The organism is Janthinobacterium sp. GW823-FHT01H08 (genome assembly GCF_058797855.1).
Genome location: NZ_CM179504.1, coordinates 1,664,306 through 1,683,417, shown reverse-complemented (window position 1 = coordinate 1,683,417; position 19,112 = coordinate 1,664,306). Strand labels below are relative to the sequence as shown.

Below are 19,112 nucleotides of genomic sequence, written 5' to 3'. Positions count from 1 at the left end.
CATGCTGGCCAAACTGTCCGCCTTCAAACCGAATCCCGCCAGCGACACGCCGCTCTATATGCAGCTGGCGAACATGCTGTCGGACGGCATCGCCAGCGGCGACTGGCGCGCCAACCAGGCCTTGCCTTCCGAGCGCGTACTGTCGGAGCTCCTCGAAATTTCGCGCGTGACGGCGCGCAAGGCCATCGACATGCTGTGCGACCGGGGCATGCTGACGCGCAAGCGCGGTTCGGGCACCTACATCACGCCCAAGCTGGAACAGCCGCTGTCGCGCCTGACGAGCTTTTCGGAAGAATTGCGCCAGCGGGGCTTCACGGCCGGCTCGCGCTGGCTGCAGCGCGACATCGGCTCGGCCGCGCCGCTGGAACTGCTGTCGCTGGGACTGTCGCCGCACATGCCGGTGGCGCGCCTGCGCCGCCTGCGCACGGCCGACGAAGTGGTGATGGCGATCGAGACGACCACCATCCCCGCGCTGTACATGCCGGACCCGCAGCAGGTGACCGATTCGCTGTACGGCTACCTGGAGTCGCGCGGCACCATCCCGATGCGCGCGCTGCAGCATATCCGCGCCGTCAACGCCACGGCGGAACAGGCCAAGCTGGCCAATATCAAGACGGGTGAAGCCATGCTGCACATCACCCGTGTCAGTTATCTCGACAACGGCGCAGCGGTGGAACTGACCCACTCGTATTGCCGCAGTGATTATTATGAATTCGTAGCGGAGTCGCGCAGATGAGCAGCACTATCAAAGGCAATATCCTTACCCCCGGCGGCTGGATCCACGGCGCCATCGCCTTCGGCGAAAAAGTCGACAGCATCACCGGCGATTCCGTCCACCCGTCGGGCAACAGCGACGACTATATTCTGCCCGGCTTCATCGACCTGCACGTGCACGGCGGCGCCGGCAAGGACATCATGGAAGGCGGCGAAGCCGTCTACACCATCGCGGCCATCCATGCGCGCCACGGCACCACCAGCCTGCTGGCGACCACCATGACGGCGCCGCCGGAAGACATCGACATGGCCTTGACGGCCATCGGCATCGCCGCCAGGCACCGCCGCCCGAACACGGCGCGCGTGCTGGGCGCCCACCTGGAAGGCCCGTACATCAATTCCGGCAAGCTCGGGGCGCAGCCGAACTACGCGCGCGCCGCCACGCTGGCGGAAATCGAGCGCCTGCAAACCCTGGCCAAGCTGCGCGTCATCACCGTGGCGCCGGAAATCGCCGGCCACCTGGAGCTGGTGCGCGCCCTGGCCGACGCCGGCGTGCGCGTGCAGATCGGCCACACGCTGGGCTCCTATGAAGACGGCGTGGCCGCGCTGGAACACGGCGCCATGGGTTTTACGCACCTGTTCAACGCCATGAGCGGCCTGCATCACCGCGAGCCGGGCATGGTCGGCGCCGCCCTGGCGCACGCCGAATACGCGGAGCTGATTCCCGACCTGCTGCACGTGCATCCGGGCGCCATCAAGGTGGCCCTGCGCGCCATCCCGCGCCTGTACTGCGTCACCGATTCGACCGCCGCCACCGGCATGCCGGACGGCGAATACATGCTGGGCCGCCACGCCGTGCAGAAATGCATGGGCGGCGTGCGCCTGCCCGACGGCACGCTGGCGGGCAGCACCCTGACCCTGGACCAGGCGCTGCGCAACCTGGTGGGACTGGGACTGGACCTGGCCGACGCGTCCAAGCGCGTGTCGACCAACGCCGCCGATTACCTGGGCCTGGAAGAACGCGGCCGGCTGGCCCCCGGCACTTACGCCGATCTGGTGGTACTCGATCGCGATCTCAAACTCAAAGCTGTGTATATAGAAGGAGAAATCTGTGACCTCAATGATGCTTAAAGAAGCCGTTTCCGCCGCCGAATGCGTCGCCCTGCAACTGGCCAGCGACACGGAACGCTACGCGGAACTGGGCCGCAAATTGAGGAGCACCTCGTTCTCGACCGCGCTGACCATCGCGCGCGGCAGCTCCGACCACGCCTGCAATTACGTCGCCTACCTGATCATGGCGCGCCTGGGCCGCGTCGTGGCATCCCTGCCGATGTCGCTCGTGACCCTGAACAAATCGCCGCTGGTGACGCGCGATACCCTGGCCATCTCGATCTCGCAATCGGGCCAGAGCCCGGACGTGGTCGAACCGATCCGCTACTTCCGCGACGGCGGCGCCACCACCGTGGCCCTCGTCAACGACATCGATTCGCCGCTGGCGCACGCCGCCGAGTGGGCCATGCCCCTGCGCGCCGGCAAGGAGCAAAGCGTCGCCGCCACCAAGAGCTTCATCACCAGCCTGGTCGCCGGTGCGCGCATGGTGGCCCAGTGGCAGAACGATCCCGAGCTGCTGGGAGGGCTGGAAGCGCTGCCCGAAGCGCTGCTCGAAGCGACCCGCGTCGACTGGTCGCCCGCCATCGACGTGCTGGCGCCGGCCCGCAACATCATGGTCGTCGGACGCGGCATCAGCTTCCCCGTGGCGCTGGAGTCGGCCCTGAAATTCAAGGAAACCTCGGCCCTGCAGGCCGAAGCCTTCAGCGGCGCCGAAATCAAGCACGGCCCGATGGCCCTGATCGAAGACGGCTACCCGCTGCTTATTTTCGCCACCCGCGGCCCGACCCAGGCCGGCCTGCTGCAGCTGGCCACGGAAATGCGCGGCCGCGGCGCCAAGGTCCTGCTGGCGGCCCCCGCCGACGTGGCCGAGCGCGACCTGACCCTGCCCGTGGCGGCCACGCCCGATCTCGACCCGATCGTCGCCATCCAGTCCTTCTACGTGATGGCGGCAAAACTGTCGGCCGCGCGCGGCATGGACCCGGATGCGCCGCGTCACTTGAGCAAAGTAACAAAAACAAACTAAGCAATACCCAACCCGAAAGCGAAGACTGGGGTCGGACCCTGAGGGTCCGACCCCGGCACTTTCGGGGCCACTGGCAGGGATAATAATAATGATCAAGAGACTGTTGGCAGTGTTTGCCTGCGCGGGCCTGCTCGCGCCGCAGGCATGGGCTGCCGAGAAAATCGAATTCTGGACCTTCAGCATGAAGCCCAAGTTCACGCCGTATTTCAATGCGGTGGTGGCGCGCTATGAGGCGCAGAATCCCGGTGTCAAAATCGAATGGATCGACTTCCCGTGGGACGTCATCCAGACCAAGCTGGTCACGCGCATCGTGGCCGGCACGCCGCCCGCCCTGGTCAGCCTGAACGTGCCCTGGGCCGACGAATTTGCGCGCGACGGCTTGCTCACACAAGTCGATGGCCTGATCGCGCCTGCGCGCGCCAGCTACATTCCCAGCGCCCTGGACGACTTGCGCTTCAAGGGCCGCACCTACGGTTTTCCCATGTACAGCAATGTCGCGGTGATCGCCTTCAATACCGCCATTTTCAAGCAGGCCGGGCTCACGCGCGGCCCCGCCAGCCTCGATGAACAACTGGCGTTCGCGCGCCAGATCGCGCAACGCACGGGCAAGGCCGGCATCGCCCCCGCCCTCTCGAAGATCGACGGCCTGTTCATGCAGCAGGGCCTGGCCGTCATCACCGACAACCGCGCCGTCTTCAATTCGCCGCAGCATGTGACGCTGGTGCAGAAACTGGCCGACACCTACAAGGTCGGCGGCCTGCTGAAGGAAAGCCTGTTCGCCGAAGACAATTTCCCCGCCGTGATCGACGCCTACAAGGGCGGCCGCCTGGGCATGCTGCTGGCGCCGCCCACGGCCATGCAGCGCATCCGCGGCGACGCGAAAGACATCTACGCCATCACCGACGTGGCGCCTGCGCCGCTGGGCCCCACCGGCATCGCCGATGGCGGCTGGCTCGTGCACTTCGCCATCCCGAAAGGCGTGCCGGCGCGCCAGCTGCCCTCGGTGGGCAAGTTCGCGCGCTTCCTGACGAACGACGAAAACCAGCTGGCCTTCGCGCGCCAGGCCAGCGTCTTCCCCACCACCGTCAAGGCGGCGGCCGACCCGTTTTTTCTGTCCACGCCGAAAAATGCGGGCGCGGCCGAAAAGGCCGTGGCCGCCGGCGCCCTGTCGATGGGCCACTCGCGCACGCTGTACGTGGCCGGCATCGACGACTACGACGAACTGCGCCGCTCGCTGGTGAAGGCCGTCGAGGCGGGCGTGACGGGCAAGCAGGACGTGAAGCAGGCGCTGGACCAGGCCGTCGCCATCTGGAACCGCAAGCTGGCCACCCTGCCGCGCCACTAAGGACACCATGAAACTCGCCCACCGCCATACCGTGCAAGCCTGGCTGTTCCTCGCCCCGGCCCTGCTGCTGCTGGCCGCCTTTTCCTTCTGGCCCGTCGGCTACGGCTCCGTGCTGGCCTTCACCGACTACAGCCTGATACGCGAGACGCGCTTCGTCGGCCTCGACAACTTCCGCTACATCTTCAACAACGAGATGTTCGTCTCGGGCCTGAAGAATTCGCTGATGTTTTTGCTGATGGTGCCCTTCGTGCAGGTGGGCGCCATCACGCTGGCCGTGCTGGTGAACAACCGCCTGCCCGGCATCCGTTTATTCCGCGCCGCCTTCTACGTGCCCGTGGTGACGACCGTGTCCGTGGTCGGCATCATGTGGGGCTTCATGTTCCACGAACAGGGCGCGCTCAATTACGTGATGATGACGTTAAAACTGGTGAACGCGCCCGTGGGCTGGCTGTCGAACGACAGTCTGGCCCTGTTCGCCGTGATGTTCGTCACCCTGTGGCGCGGCCTGGGCTGGTACATGGTGATGTACCTGGCGGCCCTGCAATCGATACCATCGGACATGCAGGAAGCGGCCATGCTCGACGGCGCCAACCGCTGGCAGCGCTTCTGGAAGATCACGGTGCCGATGCTGCGCCCGACCATCATGCTGTGCTCCATCCTGTCCGTGCTGGCGGCCTTGAAGGCGTACCAGGAAGTCGACGTGCTGACCCAGGGCGGCCCGATGAATTCCACTTTCACGGCGCTGTATTACGCGTATGACCAGGGCTTGAAGCACTTGAAACTGCCGCGCGCGCTGGCGGCCAGCTTCGTCGTCTCGCTGTTTTGCATCGCCATCGCCCTGCTGTGCCTGCGCTATCTGAAACCGAAGCACCGCTGACAGGGCAATGACCATGACAACCCGTTCCCGCCCCCTGAAAAAGCGCCTGCACATACTGGGCCACTATGCCGTGCTGTGCGCGATCGCCGTCGTCTGCGTCTTCCCGTTCTGGTGGACCCTGGTGACGGCCATTTCCACGGAGGGCAATATCTTCGCCTTCCCGCCCACCTTCTGGCCGCAGGCGCCGTCGTTCGAGAACTTCATCGAAGTGTTCAACGCGATTCCCATCTGGTCGTTCTTCAAGAACTCCGTGCTGATCGCCGTGTTCACCGTGTTCTGGAAACTGCTGCTGTGTTCCCTGGCCGCGTATCCGCTGGCGCGCCTGAAATTCCGTGGCCGCAAACTCGTGTTCGGCCTGATCCTGGCCACCCTGGTGCTGCCGTCCGAGGTGAACTTCCTCGTCAACTTCATCACCATCACGCAAATGAGCCTGGTCGACACCTACACGGGCGTGATCCTGCCCAACGTGGTGACGGCCGTGGCCATCTTGCTGCTCAAGCAGGCGTTCGAGGAAGTGCCGCAAGACCTGATCGACGCGGCGAGGGTCGATGGCGCGTCCGAGTGGGTCATCTTCAGCCGCATCATGCTGCCGCTGATTACGCCATGGCTGGCCACCGTCGGCATCCTGACGGCCGTCGAATCGTGGAACGAGTACATCTGGCCTTCCATCGTCATGAGCAAGCCCGATGAATTCCCGCTGTCGGTGGGCGTGCTGTACTTGCGCGGCACCTTCGGCAGCAGCACGCGCGTGATCGCGGCCGGCACCTTGATCACCATCGTGCCGACCCTGCTCGCCTTCCTGTTTACCCAACGCTTCTTCATGCGCGGCATGGACGGCGCAGTCAAATGAAAACATCTCTCGATAAGGAAGCCTCCATGCACGACAAGCGCACCAACATTGGCAAACGCAGCCCGATTTCCTGGGTGCCGACCTTGTACTTCGCCCAGGGCTTGCCGTTCTACGCCGTGGCCCTGGTGGCCGGCCTGATGTTCAAGAGCATGGGCGTGCCGAACGACCAGATCGCCCGCTGGACTGGCCTGATCGGCTTTGCCTGGGTCTTCAAGTCGCTGTGGAGCCCCTTCCTGGAACTGGCGTCGAGCAAGAAGACCATGGTGGTGCTGTTCCAGTTCCTCGGCGGCCTGAGCCTGGGCCTGATCGCGCTGGCGCTGCAGACGCCGATGTGGTTTGCCGCCTGCATCGCCGTGCTGTTCGTCGCAGCGCTGGCCTCGTCCACGCACGACATCGTCTGCGACGGCCTGTATATCGCCAGCCTGTCGGACAAGCAGCAGGCGGCCTACGCGGGCTGGCAAGGCGCCTTCTTCAACGCGGGCAAATTCATCTCGCTGGGCGGCCTGGTTATCCTGGCCGGCTACCTGGAGAAAAAAATCGGCATCCAGCCGGCATGGTCGGTCATCTTCCTGATCATCGGCGCCATGATGCTGTCGCTGGCAGCCTATCACCTGTGGGCGCTGCCGCAGGTGCGCAACGCGGCCGTGGCCGACAAGAGCGTGGCCGGCATCAGCCGCACCTTGTGGGACGTGCTGGTGGACTTCCTGAAAAAGCCCGGCATCTGGGGCATGATCGCCTTCATCATCCTGTTCCGCGCGGGCGAGGCGCAAGTGCAGACCATCGGCCCGCTGTTCCTGCGTGAAGCGCGCGAGCTGGGCGGCCTGGGCCTGTCGACGACGGAAGTGGGCGCCGTGTACGGCACGGCCGGCACCGTGGCCTTTTTGCTGGGCAGCATAGGCGGCGGCTACTTCACGTCGTGGCTGGGCCTCAAGCGCGCCATGTTCTTCCTGATCCTGGCCATGAACTTGCCGAACCTGGTGTTCTACTACCTGAGCCACAGCATGCCGACCGACCTGACCCTGATCACGGCCGCGCTCAGCGTGGAAATGTTCGGCTATGGCTTCGGCTTCGTCGGCCTGATCCTGTTCATGATGCAGGTGGTTTCTGTCGGCAAGTACCAGACGGCCCACTATGCGTTCGCCACCGGCGTGATGCAGCTGGGCTTCGTGCTGTTCAAGATGATCAGCGGCGACATCCAGACGGCGCTCGGCTACAAGACCTTTTTCCTGTGGGTGCTGGTGTCGGCCGTGCCCGTATTGATCCTGTCGCGCTTCATGCGCATCGGCCCGAAGGATACCTCCGACCCGTCTGACGCCGGCGCCACGTCCGCGCCGGCCAGCGCCAGCTAGGAATCGCACAACCCATGGCACACATCGCTTTAAAGAATATCGTCAAGCTGTACGACGACAAGCACCCCGTCATCCACGGCATCGACCTCGATATCCGCGACGGCGAATTCGTCGTCTTCGTGGGGCCGTCCGGCTGCGGCAAATCGACCCTGCTGCGCATGATCGCCGGGCTGGAAGACATCACGGACGGCGAGCTGCATATCGGCGGCCAGCTGGCCAACGATATCGCGCCGGCCGAGCGGGGCCTGGCCATGGTGTTCCAGAGCTACGCCCTGTATCCGCACATGACGGTGTACGAGAACATGGCCTTCGCCCTCTCCCTGGCCGGACATAAAAAGGCCGAGGTGCGCGCCGCCGTCGAGCGCGCGGCCGACATCCTGCAGATCACGCCACTGTTGAAACGCAAGCCGAAGGACCTGTCGGGCGGCCAGCGCCAGCGCGTGGCCATCGGCCGCGCCATCGTGCGCAAGCCCAAGGTCTTCCTGTTCGACGAACCGCTGTCGAACCTCGATGCCTCGCTGCGCGTGCAGATGCGCGTGGAAATTTCGCGCCTGCACCAGGAATTGAAGACGACCATGATCTACGTCACGCACGACCAGGTCGAAGCCATGACCCTGGGCGAGCGCATCGTCGTCTTCAACGGCGGGCGCATCGAGCAGGTGGGCAGTCCGCACGAGTTGTATAACAATCCCGGCAACCTGTTCGTCGCCGGCTTCCTCGGCGCGCCGAAGATGAACTTCATCGCCTGCGAGGCCGTCGCCTGCGGCCCCGGCTCGGTGGCCGTGCGCCTGCCTGGCGGCGCCATGATCGACATCGAGGCGCAAGGTGACGCTGTGGCGCCGGGCAACCAGCTGACCCTGGGCGTGCGGGCCGAGCATGTCAGCCTGCAGGACGGGGCGACGGCGAACAACAACGTCGTCGACGCCACCGTCAGCCATGTCGAATACCTGGGCGACGTGGCCATCGTTTACGCCAGCATGCGGGGCGTGACCGAGATGCTGGCCGTCAAGCTGCCGGCCGAGGAAGGCTTGCGCCAGGCGGGCGACGCCATGCGCCTGCATCTGCCGCCGCAGCGCTGCCTGCTGTTCGATGCCAAAGGGCAAGCCCTGGCGCGCACGTTTGGCGCTCCAGCCCAGCCGTTTATGTGACAATAGCCGTTGTTTACCATGCTGCCGCCCTTTGACTTGTGCGGTCAGGATGGCAGAATACGTGTTTTTTTAGATTCCCTGCCCCCGGCAAATGCCGCCGCACCCTGTTGCGGCAACCAGTACCGGAGCGTATTTTTGTTATTGATTGAAGGATAACCCATGTCCCAATTCCGTCTTGCCCGTCTTAGCTTGCTCCTGGCCGCCATCGGCCTCAATGTCCTGCCAGCCCTGTCGCACGCGCAGGATGCCAAGCCAGCCGCTGCTGCCGCTGCCGCGCCGGCCGATTCGGTACGTCCCGAAGTGTTCAAGCTGCTCGATCCGGTTGCCGTGAAGGCATCGATGGATGCGAAAAACTACGCCGACGTACAAAGCCGCATCGACCAGGCTGCCGCCATTCCCGCCCTGACGCCGTATGAAACGTTCGTGCTGAACCGCCTGCGCGTGGCGCTGGCCTCGACCACCAACAATGCACCGATGGCCATGACGGCGCTGGAAGCGGTCATCGAATCAGGCAAACTGGACAAGAAAGCCCAGGGCGACTTCATCCAGGCGCTGGCCAACTACCACTACAACGCCAAGGATTATCCGAACGCCATCAAGTGGTTCACCCGTTACCAAACGGAAACAGGCGACGTGACCACCATGCGCCCGTACATCATCCGCGCCTACTACTTCAGCAATGATTTCGCGCGCGCGAAACAGGAACTGATGGCCGACCTGACGGCCAAGCAGCAAGCGGGCAAGACGCCGACCATCGAAGAATTGCAATTGCTGGCCAACACGGGTTCGAAAAGCAAGGACCCGGCCACCTACCTGGTCGCCATGGAAAACCTGGTGCGCTACTACCCGTCGGATGACTACTGGAGCGATCTGCTGAGCCGCACGCAAGGCAAGGCCGGCTATTCCGACCGCTTCGCGCTCGACGTGCTGCGCCTGCAATTCAAGGCCGTGGGCACCATGCCGCCGCAAGATTACAGCGACATGGCTGAAATCGCTCTGCAGAACGCCTTCCCGACGGAAGCGAAAAAAGTGCTGGACGCGGGCTTTGCCAAAGGCGTACTGGGCACGGGCGCGAATGCCGCCAAGCACAAGAAACTGCGCGACCAGGCCAACAAGGCTGCCGCCGACGATGCGAAAAACATTGCCAGCGGCGAAGCGTCGGCCATGAAGAGCAAGGATGGCACGGGCTTGATCAACCTCGGCTACGCCTTCGTGACGATGGACCAGTTCGACAAAGGTATCGACCTGATCCAGAAAGGCATCGCCAAGGGCGGCCTGAAGCGTCCTGAAGACGCCAAGCTGCGCCTCGGTTATTCCTACGCCATGGCTGGCAAGAAAGATGACGCCATCAAGGTCCTGGAAACGGTCAAGGGCGGCGACGGCGTGGGCGACCTGGCCCGCTACTGGATCCTGTGGCTGAACCGTCCTGCCACGGCAGCGGCGGCACCGGCAGCAGCGGCACAGTAATTCCTGTTCCCGCCAGCATGCGCAAGGCAGTTCCCGGTTCAGGCCGGGGCTGCTTTTTTTTCGACCTTTTTTCACTCATCCATGCCGCCAGCCACCGCTCCCGCACCTGAACGATTGACCAGCCTGGACGCGTTCCGCGGCTGCGTGATCGTCGTCATGATCTGGGTCAACTATCTGGCCGGCATGCCCGGCATCGCCTGGTGGCTCGAACACGCGGGGCCCCGCGCCGACGGCATCACCTTGCCCGACCTGGTCTTTCCCGGCTTCCTGTTCATGGTGGGCATGGCCATACCGCTGGCCTTGCAGCGCCATTGCGGCCACGTCACGCCCGCCCTGCTGGGACGCCTGCTGTGGCGCTCCGCCAGCCTGATGCTGGCTGGCGTGGTACTGGCGAATGCCTACCGCTACGATGCGCAGGCGGCGCCGCTGCCGCACGCCCTGTATTTCCTGCTGTTTTACGTGGCCATGATCCTGCTGTGGCGCCAGGGCGCGGGCAAGCTGGAGCTGGCCGTGGGCGGCGCGCTGATGCTGTTCCTGCTGGCGACGTTCCGCGGAGAGCTGAACAGCGAATTTTCCAGCACCTGGCTGCAGCCGTCCTGGTGGGGCATCCTCGGCATGATAGGCTGGTCCTACCTGCTGTGCAGCCTGCTGTACCTGGCGTGCCGGGGCAGCGGCACGGCCGTGATGGGCATGTTTGCCCTGCTGCTCGTCCTGTACATGGGCGGCACGGCGGGCAGCCTTGATTTCCTGCCGGCAAGCATCAACGCCTTCGTCAACGTGCCGCAGGTACTCGGCTCGACGGCCGCCAATGTACTGGCCGGCACCATGGTGGGCCAGCTGTTCCTGCGCGGCGCCGCCCTGAACCATGAGCAGCGCATCCGCTTCATGGCATGGTTCGCGCTGGGCCTGCTGGCGGCCGGCCTGCTGCTGCGGCCGTATCACCACATCAACAAGATCGCGGCGACGGAATCCTACACGCTCGTGTGCAGCGCCCTCATCCTGGCCTTGTTCCTCGTGTTTTACATCGTCATCGACGTGTGGCGCTGGCGCGCCTGGGCCGTGGTGCTCGTGCCGGCCGGCACCAATGCCCTGTTCGCCTACATCGTGCCCGACCTGTGGCAGCAGCTGGCGGCCGTGCTGCACCTGCCGCCTTTCTGGTGGCCGTATTGGGCAACGGGCGGCGCGGCCGGCCTGTGGAATGCCGCCGCCGTCACCGCCCTGATGCTGTTCTTCACTGCCCTGGCCACGCGTTACGGGCTGAAATTAAAATTTTAGACCTTGATGTAGATCTTGCGCTTGTCCATGGCGTAGGCAATCAGCCAGCACAGCAGCATGAAGCTGACGGCAAACAGCAGCGAGCCCACGCGCGCCGGCGCCCAGCCCGCAAACCAGTGCTGGTACAGCCACTGGTACAGGTTGCCGCCGCCGATGCGCACGGTAAACGCGATGATCACCAGCACTTCCGACACCAGGTAGATGAACAGGGTGTTCTTGCCGAAGACTTCAAAGAAGTGGGTCCAGCACGTCATTTGACGCACGTCAATGATGAACATCAGCAGCGCCAGCAGCAGCAAGTCCAGGCCGATGCCGAGCATCACATAAGAGCTGCTCCACAGCTTCTTATTGATCGGAAACACTTCATTCCAGCACAAGGCCACGGCCACGCAGATGACGCCGGCCACGGCCAGCCGAACCAGGCTGGAACGCCATTGCGCCGGCGCCGCCTGGCGCACGAAGCTGCCCGCCAGGTAGCCGGCAATCACATTGACGATGGACGGCAAGGTGCCGAGGATACCTTCCGGGTCGAAGGCGATGCCTTCGCCGTGGTACAAATGGCTGTCGCCCAGCAGGAACAGATCGAGCTTGGCCGGCGCATTGCCGTGCAGGCTGTAGTCGCCAAAACAGGCCAGGATGGCCCAGTAGCCGAGCAAGGCGCAGGCGCTGAAGACGAGCGCGCCGCGCGTCTTCCCGTAATGGAGGATCAGGGCGGCGGCCAGATAGCACACGGCGATACGCTGCAGCACGCCGGGAATGCGCGTGTGCGACAACGGCGACCAGGCGAACTGGCCCGCGTCGTCGATCTTGAAGAAGGGAAACCAGTACAGCAAAAAGCCCAATAGAAAGATCAGCGCGCTGCGCTTGCACAGCCGGGCCAGCACGGCGCCGTGTCCCAGGTGTTCATACTTGCCCAGCGCAAACGCCAACGCATTGCCGACGACAAACAAAAAGCTGGGAAAGACCAGGTCCGTGAGGGTAAATCCATGCCATTCGGCATGCAGGAATGGCGCATACACGGCGCCCCAGTCGCCAGGGGTATTGACGACGATCATCAGGGCGACGGTCAGGCCGCGCAGGACGTCGAGGGCGAGGTAGCGTTGAGAAGCAATAGTCATGGTCAAACAATTCAAAAAGATAAAAACCAGCTTCCCGCTTGTGGCGGAAAGCCGGTAAAAAAAACTACAACTTGGCGCGCAGGCCAAAGTAAAACTGGCGGCCATTCGAATACAGGGCCGTCGGCTGGTCCTGGTTGGCGCCGTAATACTTGAGCACCGGATTGTTCAGGTTCAGCACATCGAAGGTCAGCGAATAGCGCTCGTCGATCTTGTAGTTGAGCGATGCGGCCAGGTTGCCCACGCCATGCACATACTGGGGCGAGCTGCTGAACAGGCCGGCCAGGAAGCTGGAGCGGTAGGTATAGGCCAGGCGCGCGCTCAGCCGCTCGTCCTCGTAATAGCCTTCCAGGTTGTAGGTGCCGCGCGAGCTGCCGACCACGGCGGCGCCATCGTCGGCCTTGCCATTCGTATAGGTGTAATTGCCCACCACGCCGAAACCGCCCCACAAGCCCTGCTGGTAACTGAGTTCCACACCCTTGTTCTTGGCGCCGATATTCGTCGGCGACTGGATCACATAGGTGTTGAATTTCTTGAAGGTATTATTGTAGTAGCTCACGGGCGCCGTACCAAACGTCACGTACGATTTCATGTCCATGTAGAAGGCCCCCACGGACAGCATGGCTTTCGGCGCGAAGTACCATTCCAGGGTGGCGTCGTAGTTGGTCGAGCGTATCGGTTTCAAATCCGGATTGCCGCCCGTTCCCGTCAGCAACTGGTCGTTCAGGTTGACGGCGCCCACCAGGGCGCTGTAGTCGGCGCGCGCCATGGTTTTCGCCACCGCCGCGCGGGCCACCAGGTCCTTGCTGAGGTCAAACTTGATGTTCGCGCTCGGCAGCACATCCGTGTAGCTGTGCTTGACGACGGTGGGCGTGTAGGTGCCAAAGATGTTTTCCTGGCCGATCGGGTTCTCGCCGCCCGGCACGTTCGTCACCGTCGTCTGCTGCGTGCGTACCACGCGTACGCCCACGTTGCCGCGCCATTTGTTGCCTGCCAGGTTGGCCATGATGTAGGCCGCGCTATCCTTTTCCTTCACGTCCAGTTCAGCCGGCCAGTTGCGCGAATTCGGGCCGCCCGTATTGTCATACTTGTTGGCCCACGCCACCAGGTCGGCCGGATCGAGCTGCCAGTAGCGTCCCTGCGCATTGCCGCCCAGGCCCTTGCCGTAGTCGCCCGGGTAGGTGCCGCCATTCCATGTCGGCAGGGGCGCATTCGTCGTGCCGTCGCACACCGCGCAGCTGCGGTTTTCTGGCCACGACACATTGCGGTGGTGTTCCGCGTAGCGCGCGCCGAACTTCAGCGATTCCAGCACGCCGTAATCCATGCTCAGCTCGCCATCGGCCTGGCCGTATTTTTCCGTGTCCAGGGTTTCCACATGCGAACCCCAGGCCGATGCCGTTACCGCATTCGATAACTTTGAAACATCGAGACCGGGGAAATTCAGCCTGGCCGGCGACAGGCCGTTCAGCTGGTACGACACGCCCACGCCCGTCAAGCCCGCCTCATAGCCGAGGTCGACGGGTGTTTCGCCTATGCCGCGCGTGTAGCCGAGGCTGCTCGTGATGCGCAGGCGCTCGCTGGCGCGGTAGCTACCGTTGAAGTCGATGTAGGCGGTGGACGAGTTCGAGCCGGGGCGGTAGATTTGGTCCACCAGGGCCGAATACAGCTGACCGTTGTACGGCGTGGTGGCATTCGCGGCAGGAAACTGCGACGCGGGAAAATCGGCTGCCACCAGGGTGTTGTTCTTGACCGTAAACGCGCTGGGAATCACGCCCACATGCTTGCCGTCATTATCGACGGCATTCAGATTGGCGCCGGGCTGGTTATAAAAGCTGCGGTTGTAATTGGCTGCGTCCAGCTTGGAATAGAAGCCGTTGACGTCCAGCATCAAATCAGACGTCGGCTTGAATTGCAGATCGATGCTGCCGCCCTGGCGCTTGCGTACCTGTTCGAACAGGGCCGAGTTGATGCCCAGCGGCGCCAGCACACCCGCCAGTTCCGGATATTTCTGCGCGGCAGGGCTGCCGGCGTCGATGGCGCCATAGCCGAAGAATTCCTGCCCGTCACGGCGCTCGTGGCGCTTCTCGGAAAACACCTGGAACAGCACGCCCATGGTCTTCGCTTCGTTCTTCCAGTTAAACAGGGCGTTCATCTGAGGGTCGGTCTTGCCCGGCAAGTCCGCATAGATGGCTTGCACGGCCAATTCCGCCGTTAACGGCTGCTTGAAACTGAGGGGCTTGCGCGTCTCGATATTGATGGAGCCGGCCACGCCGCCTTCCACCAGGTCCGCCTGCGCGCTCTTTTGCACGGTGACGCGGCTGACAATTTCCGACGGCAGCAAGGCAAAGCTGACGCTGCGCCCCACGGTGCCCACCTGGTCGGTGACGAACCAGTCGCCCGTGCCCACGGCGTGGCCGTTGATCAGCGTTTGCGTCAGGCTGGGGCTGGTGCCGCGGATGCTGACCCGGTCATTTTCCGAGAAGCCGCCCTCACCGCCGGCCGACGAGGAAATGTTGACGCCAGGCACACGCTGCACGGCGTCAGCCACGTTCTTGTCGGGCAACTTGCCGATGTCTTCCGCGCTGACGACGTCGATCACTGAATCGCTGTTGCGCTTCTGGCTCAGCGATTGCTCCAGCGAGGCGCGGATGCCGGTCACGACCACTTCCTGCATGGGGGCTTGCTGCGCCTGGGCAGACATGCTCATGGACAGCAAGGCTGCTGCGGCGGCGATGGGATGTAATACGGGATGCAAACGGCTGTTCATAGACTCCTCGTTATGGATGCCCGCCGCGCTGGCGGGACGGTTTTATGGATGAGTACAGACGGCAAACGACGGGGTGCAGCAGAAAGCGACAAAGATCAGCAGGAGCGCCGAAAAAAAAGGCAAGCCCCTGAAACAGGAACTTGCCTTGAAAGACCGAGGAAGACCGGGCCTGACGCGGGTGCATCAGGCCGGATCGTCTTGTTTACAGCTTGGCGCGCAGGCCCAGGTAGAAGGTACGGCCGTTGCTATAGAAAGCGCGTGGCTGATCCTTGTTTTCCGCGTACATCTTGATGGTCGTGTTCGTCAAGTTAAGCGCATCGAACGTGATCGTGAAGTGTTCGTTGATCTTGTAGTTGAGCGAACCGGCCAGGCCGCCGGCGCCGGCAACGTGCTGGCTGGCGCCACGGTCCACGCCCGCTTTGTAAGCCGAACGGTAGTTGTAGGCCAGGCGTGCGCTGAGGGCGTTGGCTTCGTAGAAGGCCGTCAGGTTGTACGTGCTGCGCGATGCGTTGACCAGTTCGTCACCGTTGTCCAGCTTGCCATCGGCATAGGTGTAGTTGGCCAAAATGCCGAAGTCGCCGAACAGCGGTTGCTGATAGCTGAACTCCGCGCCCTTGTTCTTGCCGCTGGTATTGAATGGCGACGTGATCTGGTACACGGCGTTGGCATTGCGCTTGCTGTTGAAGTAGGTAGCGTTGACGGTACCGTTCGACACGACCGATTTCAGGTCCATGTAGAACAAGCCCACCGAGAAGGCCGACTTCGGTGCGAAATACCATTCGGCGCTGACTTCGGCGTTATCCGACTTCACCGGATTGAGGTTGACGTTGCCGCCGCTGCCGCTCAACGCATCGTCGTTCAGCGATACCGAACCACCAAGCGCGCTGTAGTCGGGACGGGCGATGGTGCGGGCCACGGCGGCGCGCACCACCAGGTCGTTGCGCACATCGAACTTGATGTTGGCGCTAGGCAAGAAATCGTTATAGCTGCGCTCATACAGATGCTGCGAATACGCACCCCAGTCGGAACCGGTGATCGGGCCGCCGGCCTGGTTCACCAGGGTCGACTGCTTGGTGTGAACGGCGCGCAGACCGAAGTTGCCGCTCCAGTTGTCGCCCGTCAGGTTGGCCATGGCATAGATAGCCGAGGTTTTTTCCTTCAGCTTGAATTCGTCGGTCCAGTTATGGCGACGCACGTAGTCGAACAGGCGGTTGCCCGGTGCCGCGCCCCAAGCGCCCAGTGCCGAACCGTCGTACTTGAAGTAGTTGCTCGACAGGTTGCCGCCCAGGTTGTTGGCGAAGTCGCTCGGGTACATCGTGCCATTCCACACGGGGCCAGGATTGGAGAAGCCCAGGTCGCCCGGACGGGTTTCGAACGGATGCTCCGCATCGCGCTTGTGATCGGTCAAGCGGCCGCCGAACTTGACGGAATCCCAGATACCCGAAGACAGGCGCAGCTCCGCGTCGATCTGAGCATATTTTTCCTGGTCCACGGAACGCGATTCGCCGCCGCCGGCCCATGCCGTCGAGCCTGGCTTGGTGGTGGTGCCGCCGGGATAGGAAACACTGGCCGGGCTCATGCCGTTCAATTGATACACCATGCCGCCATCGACGTTGTTCTGGTAGTACACATCGTCGCGGTCATAGCCGACGCCATGGGTCTTGCCCAGCTTGCCAGTCAGGGTCAGGTCCTTGGTGGCGCGGTATTTGAAGTTGAAATCGAGGTAGTACGACTCGCCGCCGGCATCAGGACGGTAGATATTGTCGACTTCGCCAGAGTTTTTTGCGAAGGTGGCGCCTGTCAGTGTGCCATTCTTGACCGTGTAGTTGGTCGGCACCTGACCGGTCGAGACACCTTTATCGTTGGTACTGTTCACCGAGTTGGCCGGTGCAGCCAGCCAGTTGGTGTTTTGATGCGGTGCCTTCAGCTGCGAATAGAAGCCGTTTACGTCCAGTGTCAGGTCCTTGCTGGGCTTGAATTCGATGTCGAATGCGCCACCTTCGCGGGTTTTCTTTTGCTCGAACAGGCTGGCGCCGATAAAGGTCGGCACTTTTACGCCGGCCAGTTCAGGATGGGCCAAGGCCGCATTGCTGGTAGCGGAGATCGGCGTATAGCCGAGGATTTCCTGGCCATCGCGGCGCACGGTCGACTTTTGCGAGAAACCCTGCACCATGATGCCCAGGGTATTCGTGTCATTCTTCCAGTTTACCAGGCCGGAGAACTGCGGGTCCGTCTTGCCGGCCAGGTCATTATGGAAAGCCTGGATCGAGCCTTCGGCCGTGATCTGGTTCTTGAATTCCAGCGGACGACGGGTGATCACGTCGATCACGCCCGAGACGCCGCCTTCAGGCAGGTCGGCGGTGGCGCTCTTGTGCACGACAACGGAGCTCACCAACTCCGATGGCAGCAAAGAGAAGCTGCTGCTACGGCCCACGTTGCCGCCAAATTGATTCAAGACAAACCAGTCGCCCGTGCTGATGGCATGGCCGTTGAACAGGGTTTGCTGGAAGCTGGGGCTGGTGCCGCGCAGGCTGACGCGGTCGTTTTCGCCGAAGCCGCCTTCGCCACCGGCAGACGATTGGGTATTCACACCTGGCAGGCGCTGGATCGCGTCAGCCACGTTACGGTCCGGCATCTTGCCGATATCTTCGGCGGTCACCACTTCCACCACGGAATCCGCATTACGTTTTTGCTTCAGCGATTTTTCCAGCGAGGCACGCACGCCGGTCACCGTCACCACGGTGGCCACGTCTTCGGCGGGCGCTTCCTGCGCCTGCGCCGAAAAGGACAGACCGGCGACCATCACGGCAACGGCCGCAGCGATCGGCGTACGGCTACGCGAACCGGATTTCACGACGGCAGCTGCAGGTGTCAAATTGCGTTTCATGTACTCCCCCTTGATTTAGGCTCCAGGATTGGAACCTTTTCATTTTTAACGTAGGTCTTCTTTCCAGCCCGCCTACTCTTGCGGCATGCTGCAGACCCTTCGGCACAACCACTTACAAAACCAATTCAACGCCAATATACTACTATCCAATACCAGAACACTACCAGTTGCAACTTTTTTTTTATAACGTTGTTTGAATCACACAGACCACTTCAGCGAAATCAATTTGTAGCCCGTATGAGCGGGGTAAATACCAGCGAGGGCAGGCATAAATTGCCGCCCTGATAATTCAAATTGGTTTTATAACGGTCTTTTTTGGTATTATCCAGCGACATAAAACAGATACAGAGCGCGTCTGCAACGCGCCGTAACGGAGACCTTCAGCGTATGACAACCCTGGCTCACATCATGCAAGGCCTGGGGCAGACGAGTAGCCTGCCCCTGTACCAGCAACTGCAGCGCGCGCTGCGCGAAGCGATCGACAAGCGCATCCTCGGCCCCGACGAAGCCCTGCCGGCCGAGCGCCAGCTGGCCAGCGACCTGGCCGTCTCGCGCATCACCGTGCGCAAGGCCATCGATGGCCTCGTCAACGAAGGCTTGCTGGTGCGGCGCCCCGGCTCGGGCAATTTCATCAATACGCGCATCGAGAAAAACTTCGCCAAACTGACCTCTTTTTCCGAGGACATGCGGGCGCGCGGACGCACGCCGCGCAGTGTGTGGCTCAAGCGCGCAGAGGGCACCGTGACGCCGGAAGAGGCCTTGCGCCTGCGGCTGTCGCCGGGCGCGCCCGTGTACCGCTTCCACCGCATCCGCTATGCGGACGAAATACCGATGTGCCTGGAATACGCGACCATCGTCGCCAGTTGCCTGCCGGCGCTCGACGCCGTCGACGTATCGATGTACGACGCGCTGGAACAGGCGGGCAACCGGCCCGTGCGCGCCCTGCAGCGCCTCAGCGCGCTGTTGCTGACGGGCGAGCAGGCCAGCCTGCTGCAGGCGGAGGAAGGCGACGCGGGCTTGTCGGTGGAAAGGCTGGGCTTTCTGCGCGATGGCCGCGCCGTGGAATTTTGCCGCTCCTACTTCCGCGGCGATATGTATGACTTCGTGGCTGAATTAAGTACCAATTAATACCAATCGCCGCATTTCACGAATACCAGATAACACCATTTATTGCAGTGCAATAT

14 protein-coding genes are annotated in these 19,112 nt (G+C 62.7%); 11 read left to right on the top strand and 3 right to left on the bottom strand.

Translation table 11 applies throughout. The annotated features are described in order from the left end of the window. The first annotated feature begins 1 nt into the window (after position 1). The 10 genes from AC3RCG_RS07425 to AC3RCG_RS07380 all read left to right on the top strand — a co-directional run bounded on the left by AC3RCG_RS07425 (position 2) and on the right by AC3RCG_RS07380 (position 11,159). Positions 2-736, top strand: coding sequence for a GntR family transcriptional regulator (locus AC3RCG_RS07425; RefSeq protein ID WP_070221876.1), 735 nt, complete (start codon positions 2-4; stop codon positions 734-736). Beyond that, on the top strand, positions 733-1,845 hold the full coding sequence (gene nagA, locus AC3RCG_RS07420) for an N-acetylglucosamine-6-phosphate deacetylase (protein WP_070221836.1): 1,113 nt from the start codon (positions 733-735) through the stop codon (positions 1,843-1,845). Before AC3RCG_RS07425 ends, nagA begins: the two co-directional genes overlap by 4 nt. Further along, on the top strand, positions 1,835-2,848 hold the full coding sequence (locus AC3RCG_RS07415) for an SIS domain-containing protein (protein ID WP_070221837.1): 1,014 nt from the start codon (positions 1,835-1,837) through the stop codon (positions 2,846-2,848). Before nagA ends, AC3RCG_RS07415 begins: the two co-directional genes overlap by 11 nt. 88 nt (positions 2,849-2,936) lie before the next feature. Beyond that, the gene (locus AC3RCG_RS07410; RefSeq protein ID WP_070292154.1) at positions 2,937-4,193 is read left to right on the top strand and encodes an ABC transporter substrate-binding protein; all 1,257 of its coding nucleotides are present in this window, start codon (positions 2,937-2,939) and stop codon (positions 4,191-4,193) included. Between the two features lie 7 nt (positions 4,194-4,200). Beyond that, on the top strand, positions 4,201-5,070 hold the full coding sequence (locus AC3RCG_RS07405; protein ID WP_070292156.1) for a carbohydrate ABC transporter permease: 870 nt from the start codon (positions 4,201-4,203) through the stop codon (positions 5,068-5,070). A gap of 13 nt (positions 5,071-5,083) precedes the next feature. Continuing rightward, on the top strand, positions 5,084-5,920 hold the full coding sequence (locus AC3RCG_RS07400; RefSeq protein ID WP_492405157.1) for a carbohydrate ABC transporter permease: 837 nt from the start codon (positions 5,084-5,086) through the stop codon (positions 5,918-5,920). 26 nt (positions 5,921-5,946) lie between these two features. Then, positions 5,947-7,269 (top strand): MFS transporter, encoded by a 1,323-nt coding sequence (locus AC3RCG_RS07395; RefSeq protein WP_492405159.1) that lies wholly within the window; start codon positions 5,947-5,949, stop codon positions 7,267-7,269. 14 nt (positions 7,270-7,283) lie between these two features. After that, positions 7,284-8,417 (top strand): ABC transporter ATP-binding protein, encoded by a 1,134-nt coding sequence (locus AC3RCG_RS07390; protein ID WP_492405161.1) that lies wholly within the window; start codon positions 7,284-7,286, stop codon positions 8,415-8,417. A 159-nt stretch (positions 8,418-8,576) separates the two neighbouring features. After that, a complete protein-coding gene (locus AC3RCG_RS07385) occupies positions 8,577-9,884 on the top strand; it encodes a tetratricopeptide repeat protein (protein WP_121668653.1) in 1,308 nt (435 codons plus the stop codon). 81 nt (positions 9,885-9,965) lie between these two features. Then, positions 9,966-11,159 (top strand): DUF5009 domain-containing protein, encoded by a 1,194-nt coding sequence (locus tag AC3RCG_RS07380; protein ID WP_492405163.1) that lies wholly within the window; start codon positions 9,966-9,968, stop codon positions 11,157-11,159. Here the strand turns inward: AC3RCG_RS07380 and AC3RCG_RS07375 are convergent. The 3 genes from AC3RCG_RS07375 to AC3RCG_RS07365 form a co-directional block, all read right to left on the bottom strand. Then, positions 11,156-12,277, bottom strand: a complete 1,122-nt coding sequence (locus tag AC3RCG_RS07375) for an acyltransferase family protein (RefSeq protein ID WP_492405166.1) — start codon at positions 12,275-12,277, stop codon at positions 11,156-11,158. The genes AC3RCG_RS07380 and AC3RCG_RS07375 overlap by 4 nt on opposite strands. Before the next feature lie 64 nt (positions 12,278-12,341). After that, the gene (locus AC3RCG_RS07370) at positions 12,342-15,041 is read right to left on the bottom strand and encodes a TonB-dependent receptor (protein ID WP_492405167.1); all 2,700 of its coding nucleotides are present in this window, start codon (positions 15,039-15,041) and stop codon (positions 12,342-12,344) included. A 202-nt stretch (positions 15,042-15,243) separates the two neighbouring features. Further along, entirely contained in the window at positions 15,244-17,928 is a 2,685-nt protein-coding gene (locus AC3RCG_RS07365) for a TonB-dependent receptor (RefSeq protein ID WP_475414310.1), read from the bottom strand. 387 nt (positions 17,929-18,315) lie between these two features. On the opposite strand from AC3RCG_RS07365, the gene AC3RCG_RS07360 reads away from it, so the two are divergent. Next, positions 18,316-19,056 carry a GntR family transcriptional regulator gene (locus AC3RCG_RS07360; RefSeq protein ID WP_070221847.1) on the top strand — a complete coding sequence of 247 codons (741 nt, stop codon included), beginning with the start codon at positions 18,316-18,318 and terminating at the stop codon, positions 19,054-19,056. The last annotated feature ends 56 nt before the right edge of the window (positions 19,057-19,112 follow it).

Coding starts and splice junctions, on each gene's coding strand:
- AC3RCG_RS07400 (WP_492405157.1), top strand. CDS start 5,084: ATGACAACCCGTTCCCGCCCCCTGAAAAAGCGCCTGCACATACTGGGC.
- AC3RCG_RS07385 (WP_121668653.1), top strand. CDS start 8,577: ATGTCCCAATTCCGTCTTGCCCGTCTTAGCTTGCTCCTGGCCGCCATC.
- AC3RCG_RS07425 (WP_070221876.1), top strand. CDS start 2: ATGCTGGCCAAACTGTCCGCCTTCAAACCGAATCCCGCCAGCGACACG.
- nagA (WP_070221836.1), top strand. CDS start 733: ATGAGCAGCACTATCAAAGGCAATATCCTTACCCCCGGCGGCTGGATC.
- AC3RCG_RS07395 (WP_492405159.1), top strand. CDS start 5,947: ATGCACGACAAGCGCACCAACATTGGCAAACGCAGCCCGATTTCCTGG.
- AC3RCG_RS07365 (WP_475414310.1), bottom strand. CDS start 17,928: ATGAAACGCAATTTGACACCTGCAGCTGCCGTCGTGAAATCCGGTTCG.
- AC3RCG_RS07405 (WP_070292156.1), top strand. CDS start 4,201: ATGAAACTCGCCCACCGCCATACCGTGCAAGCCTGGCTGTTCCTCGCC.
- AC3RCG_RS07380 (WP_492405163.1), top strand. CDS start 9,966: ATGCCGCCAGCCACCGCTCCCGCACCTGAACGATTGACCAGCCTGGAC.
- AC3RCG_RS07410 (WP_070292154.1), top strand. CDS start 2,937: ATGATCAAGAGACTGTTGGCAGTGTTTGCCTGCGCGGGCCTGCTCGCG.
- AC3RCG_RS07375 (WP_492405166.1), bottom strand. CDS start 12,277: ATGACTATTGCTTCTCAACGCTACCTCGCCCTCGACGTCCTGCGCGGC.
- AC3RCG_RS07370 (WP_492405167.1), bottom strand. CDS start 15,041: ATGAACAGCCGTTTGCATCCCGTATTACATCCCATCGCCGCCGCAGCA.
- AC3RCG_RS07415 (WP_070221837.1), top strand. CDS start 1,835: ATGATGCTTAAAGAAGCCGTTTCCGCCGCCGAATGCGTCGCCCTGCAA.
- AC3RCG_RS07360 (WP_070221847.1), top strand. CDS start 18,316: ATGACAACCCTGGCTCACATCATGCAAGGCCTGGGGCAGACGAGTAGC.
- AC3RCG_RS07390 (WP_492405161.1), top strand. CDS start 7,284: ATGGCACACATCGCTTTAAAGAATATCGTCAAGCTGTACGACGACAAG.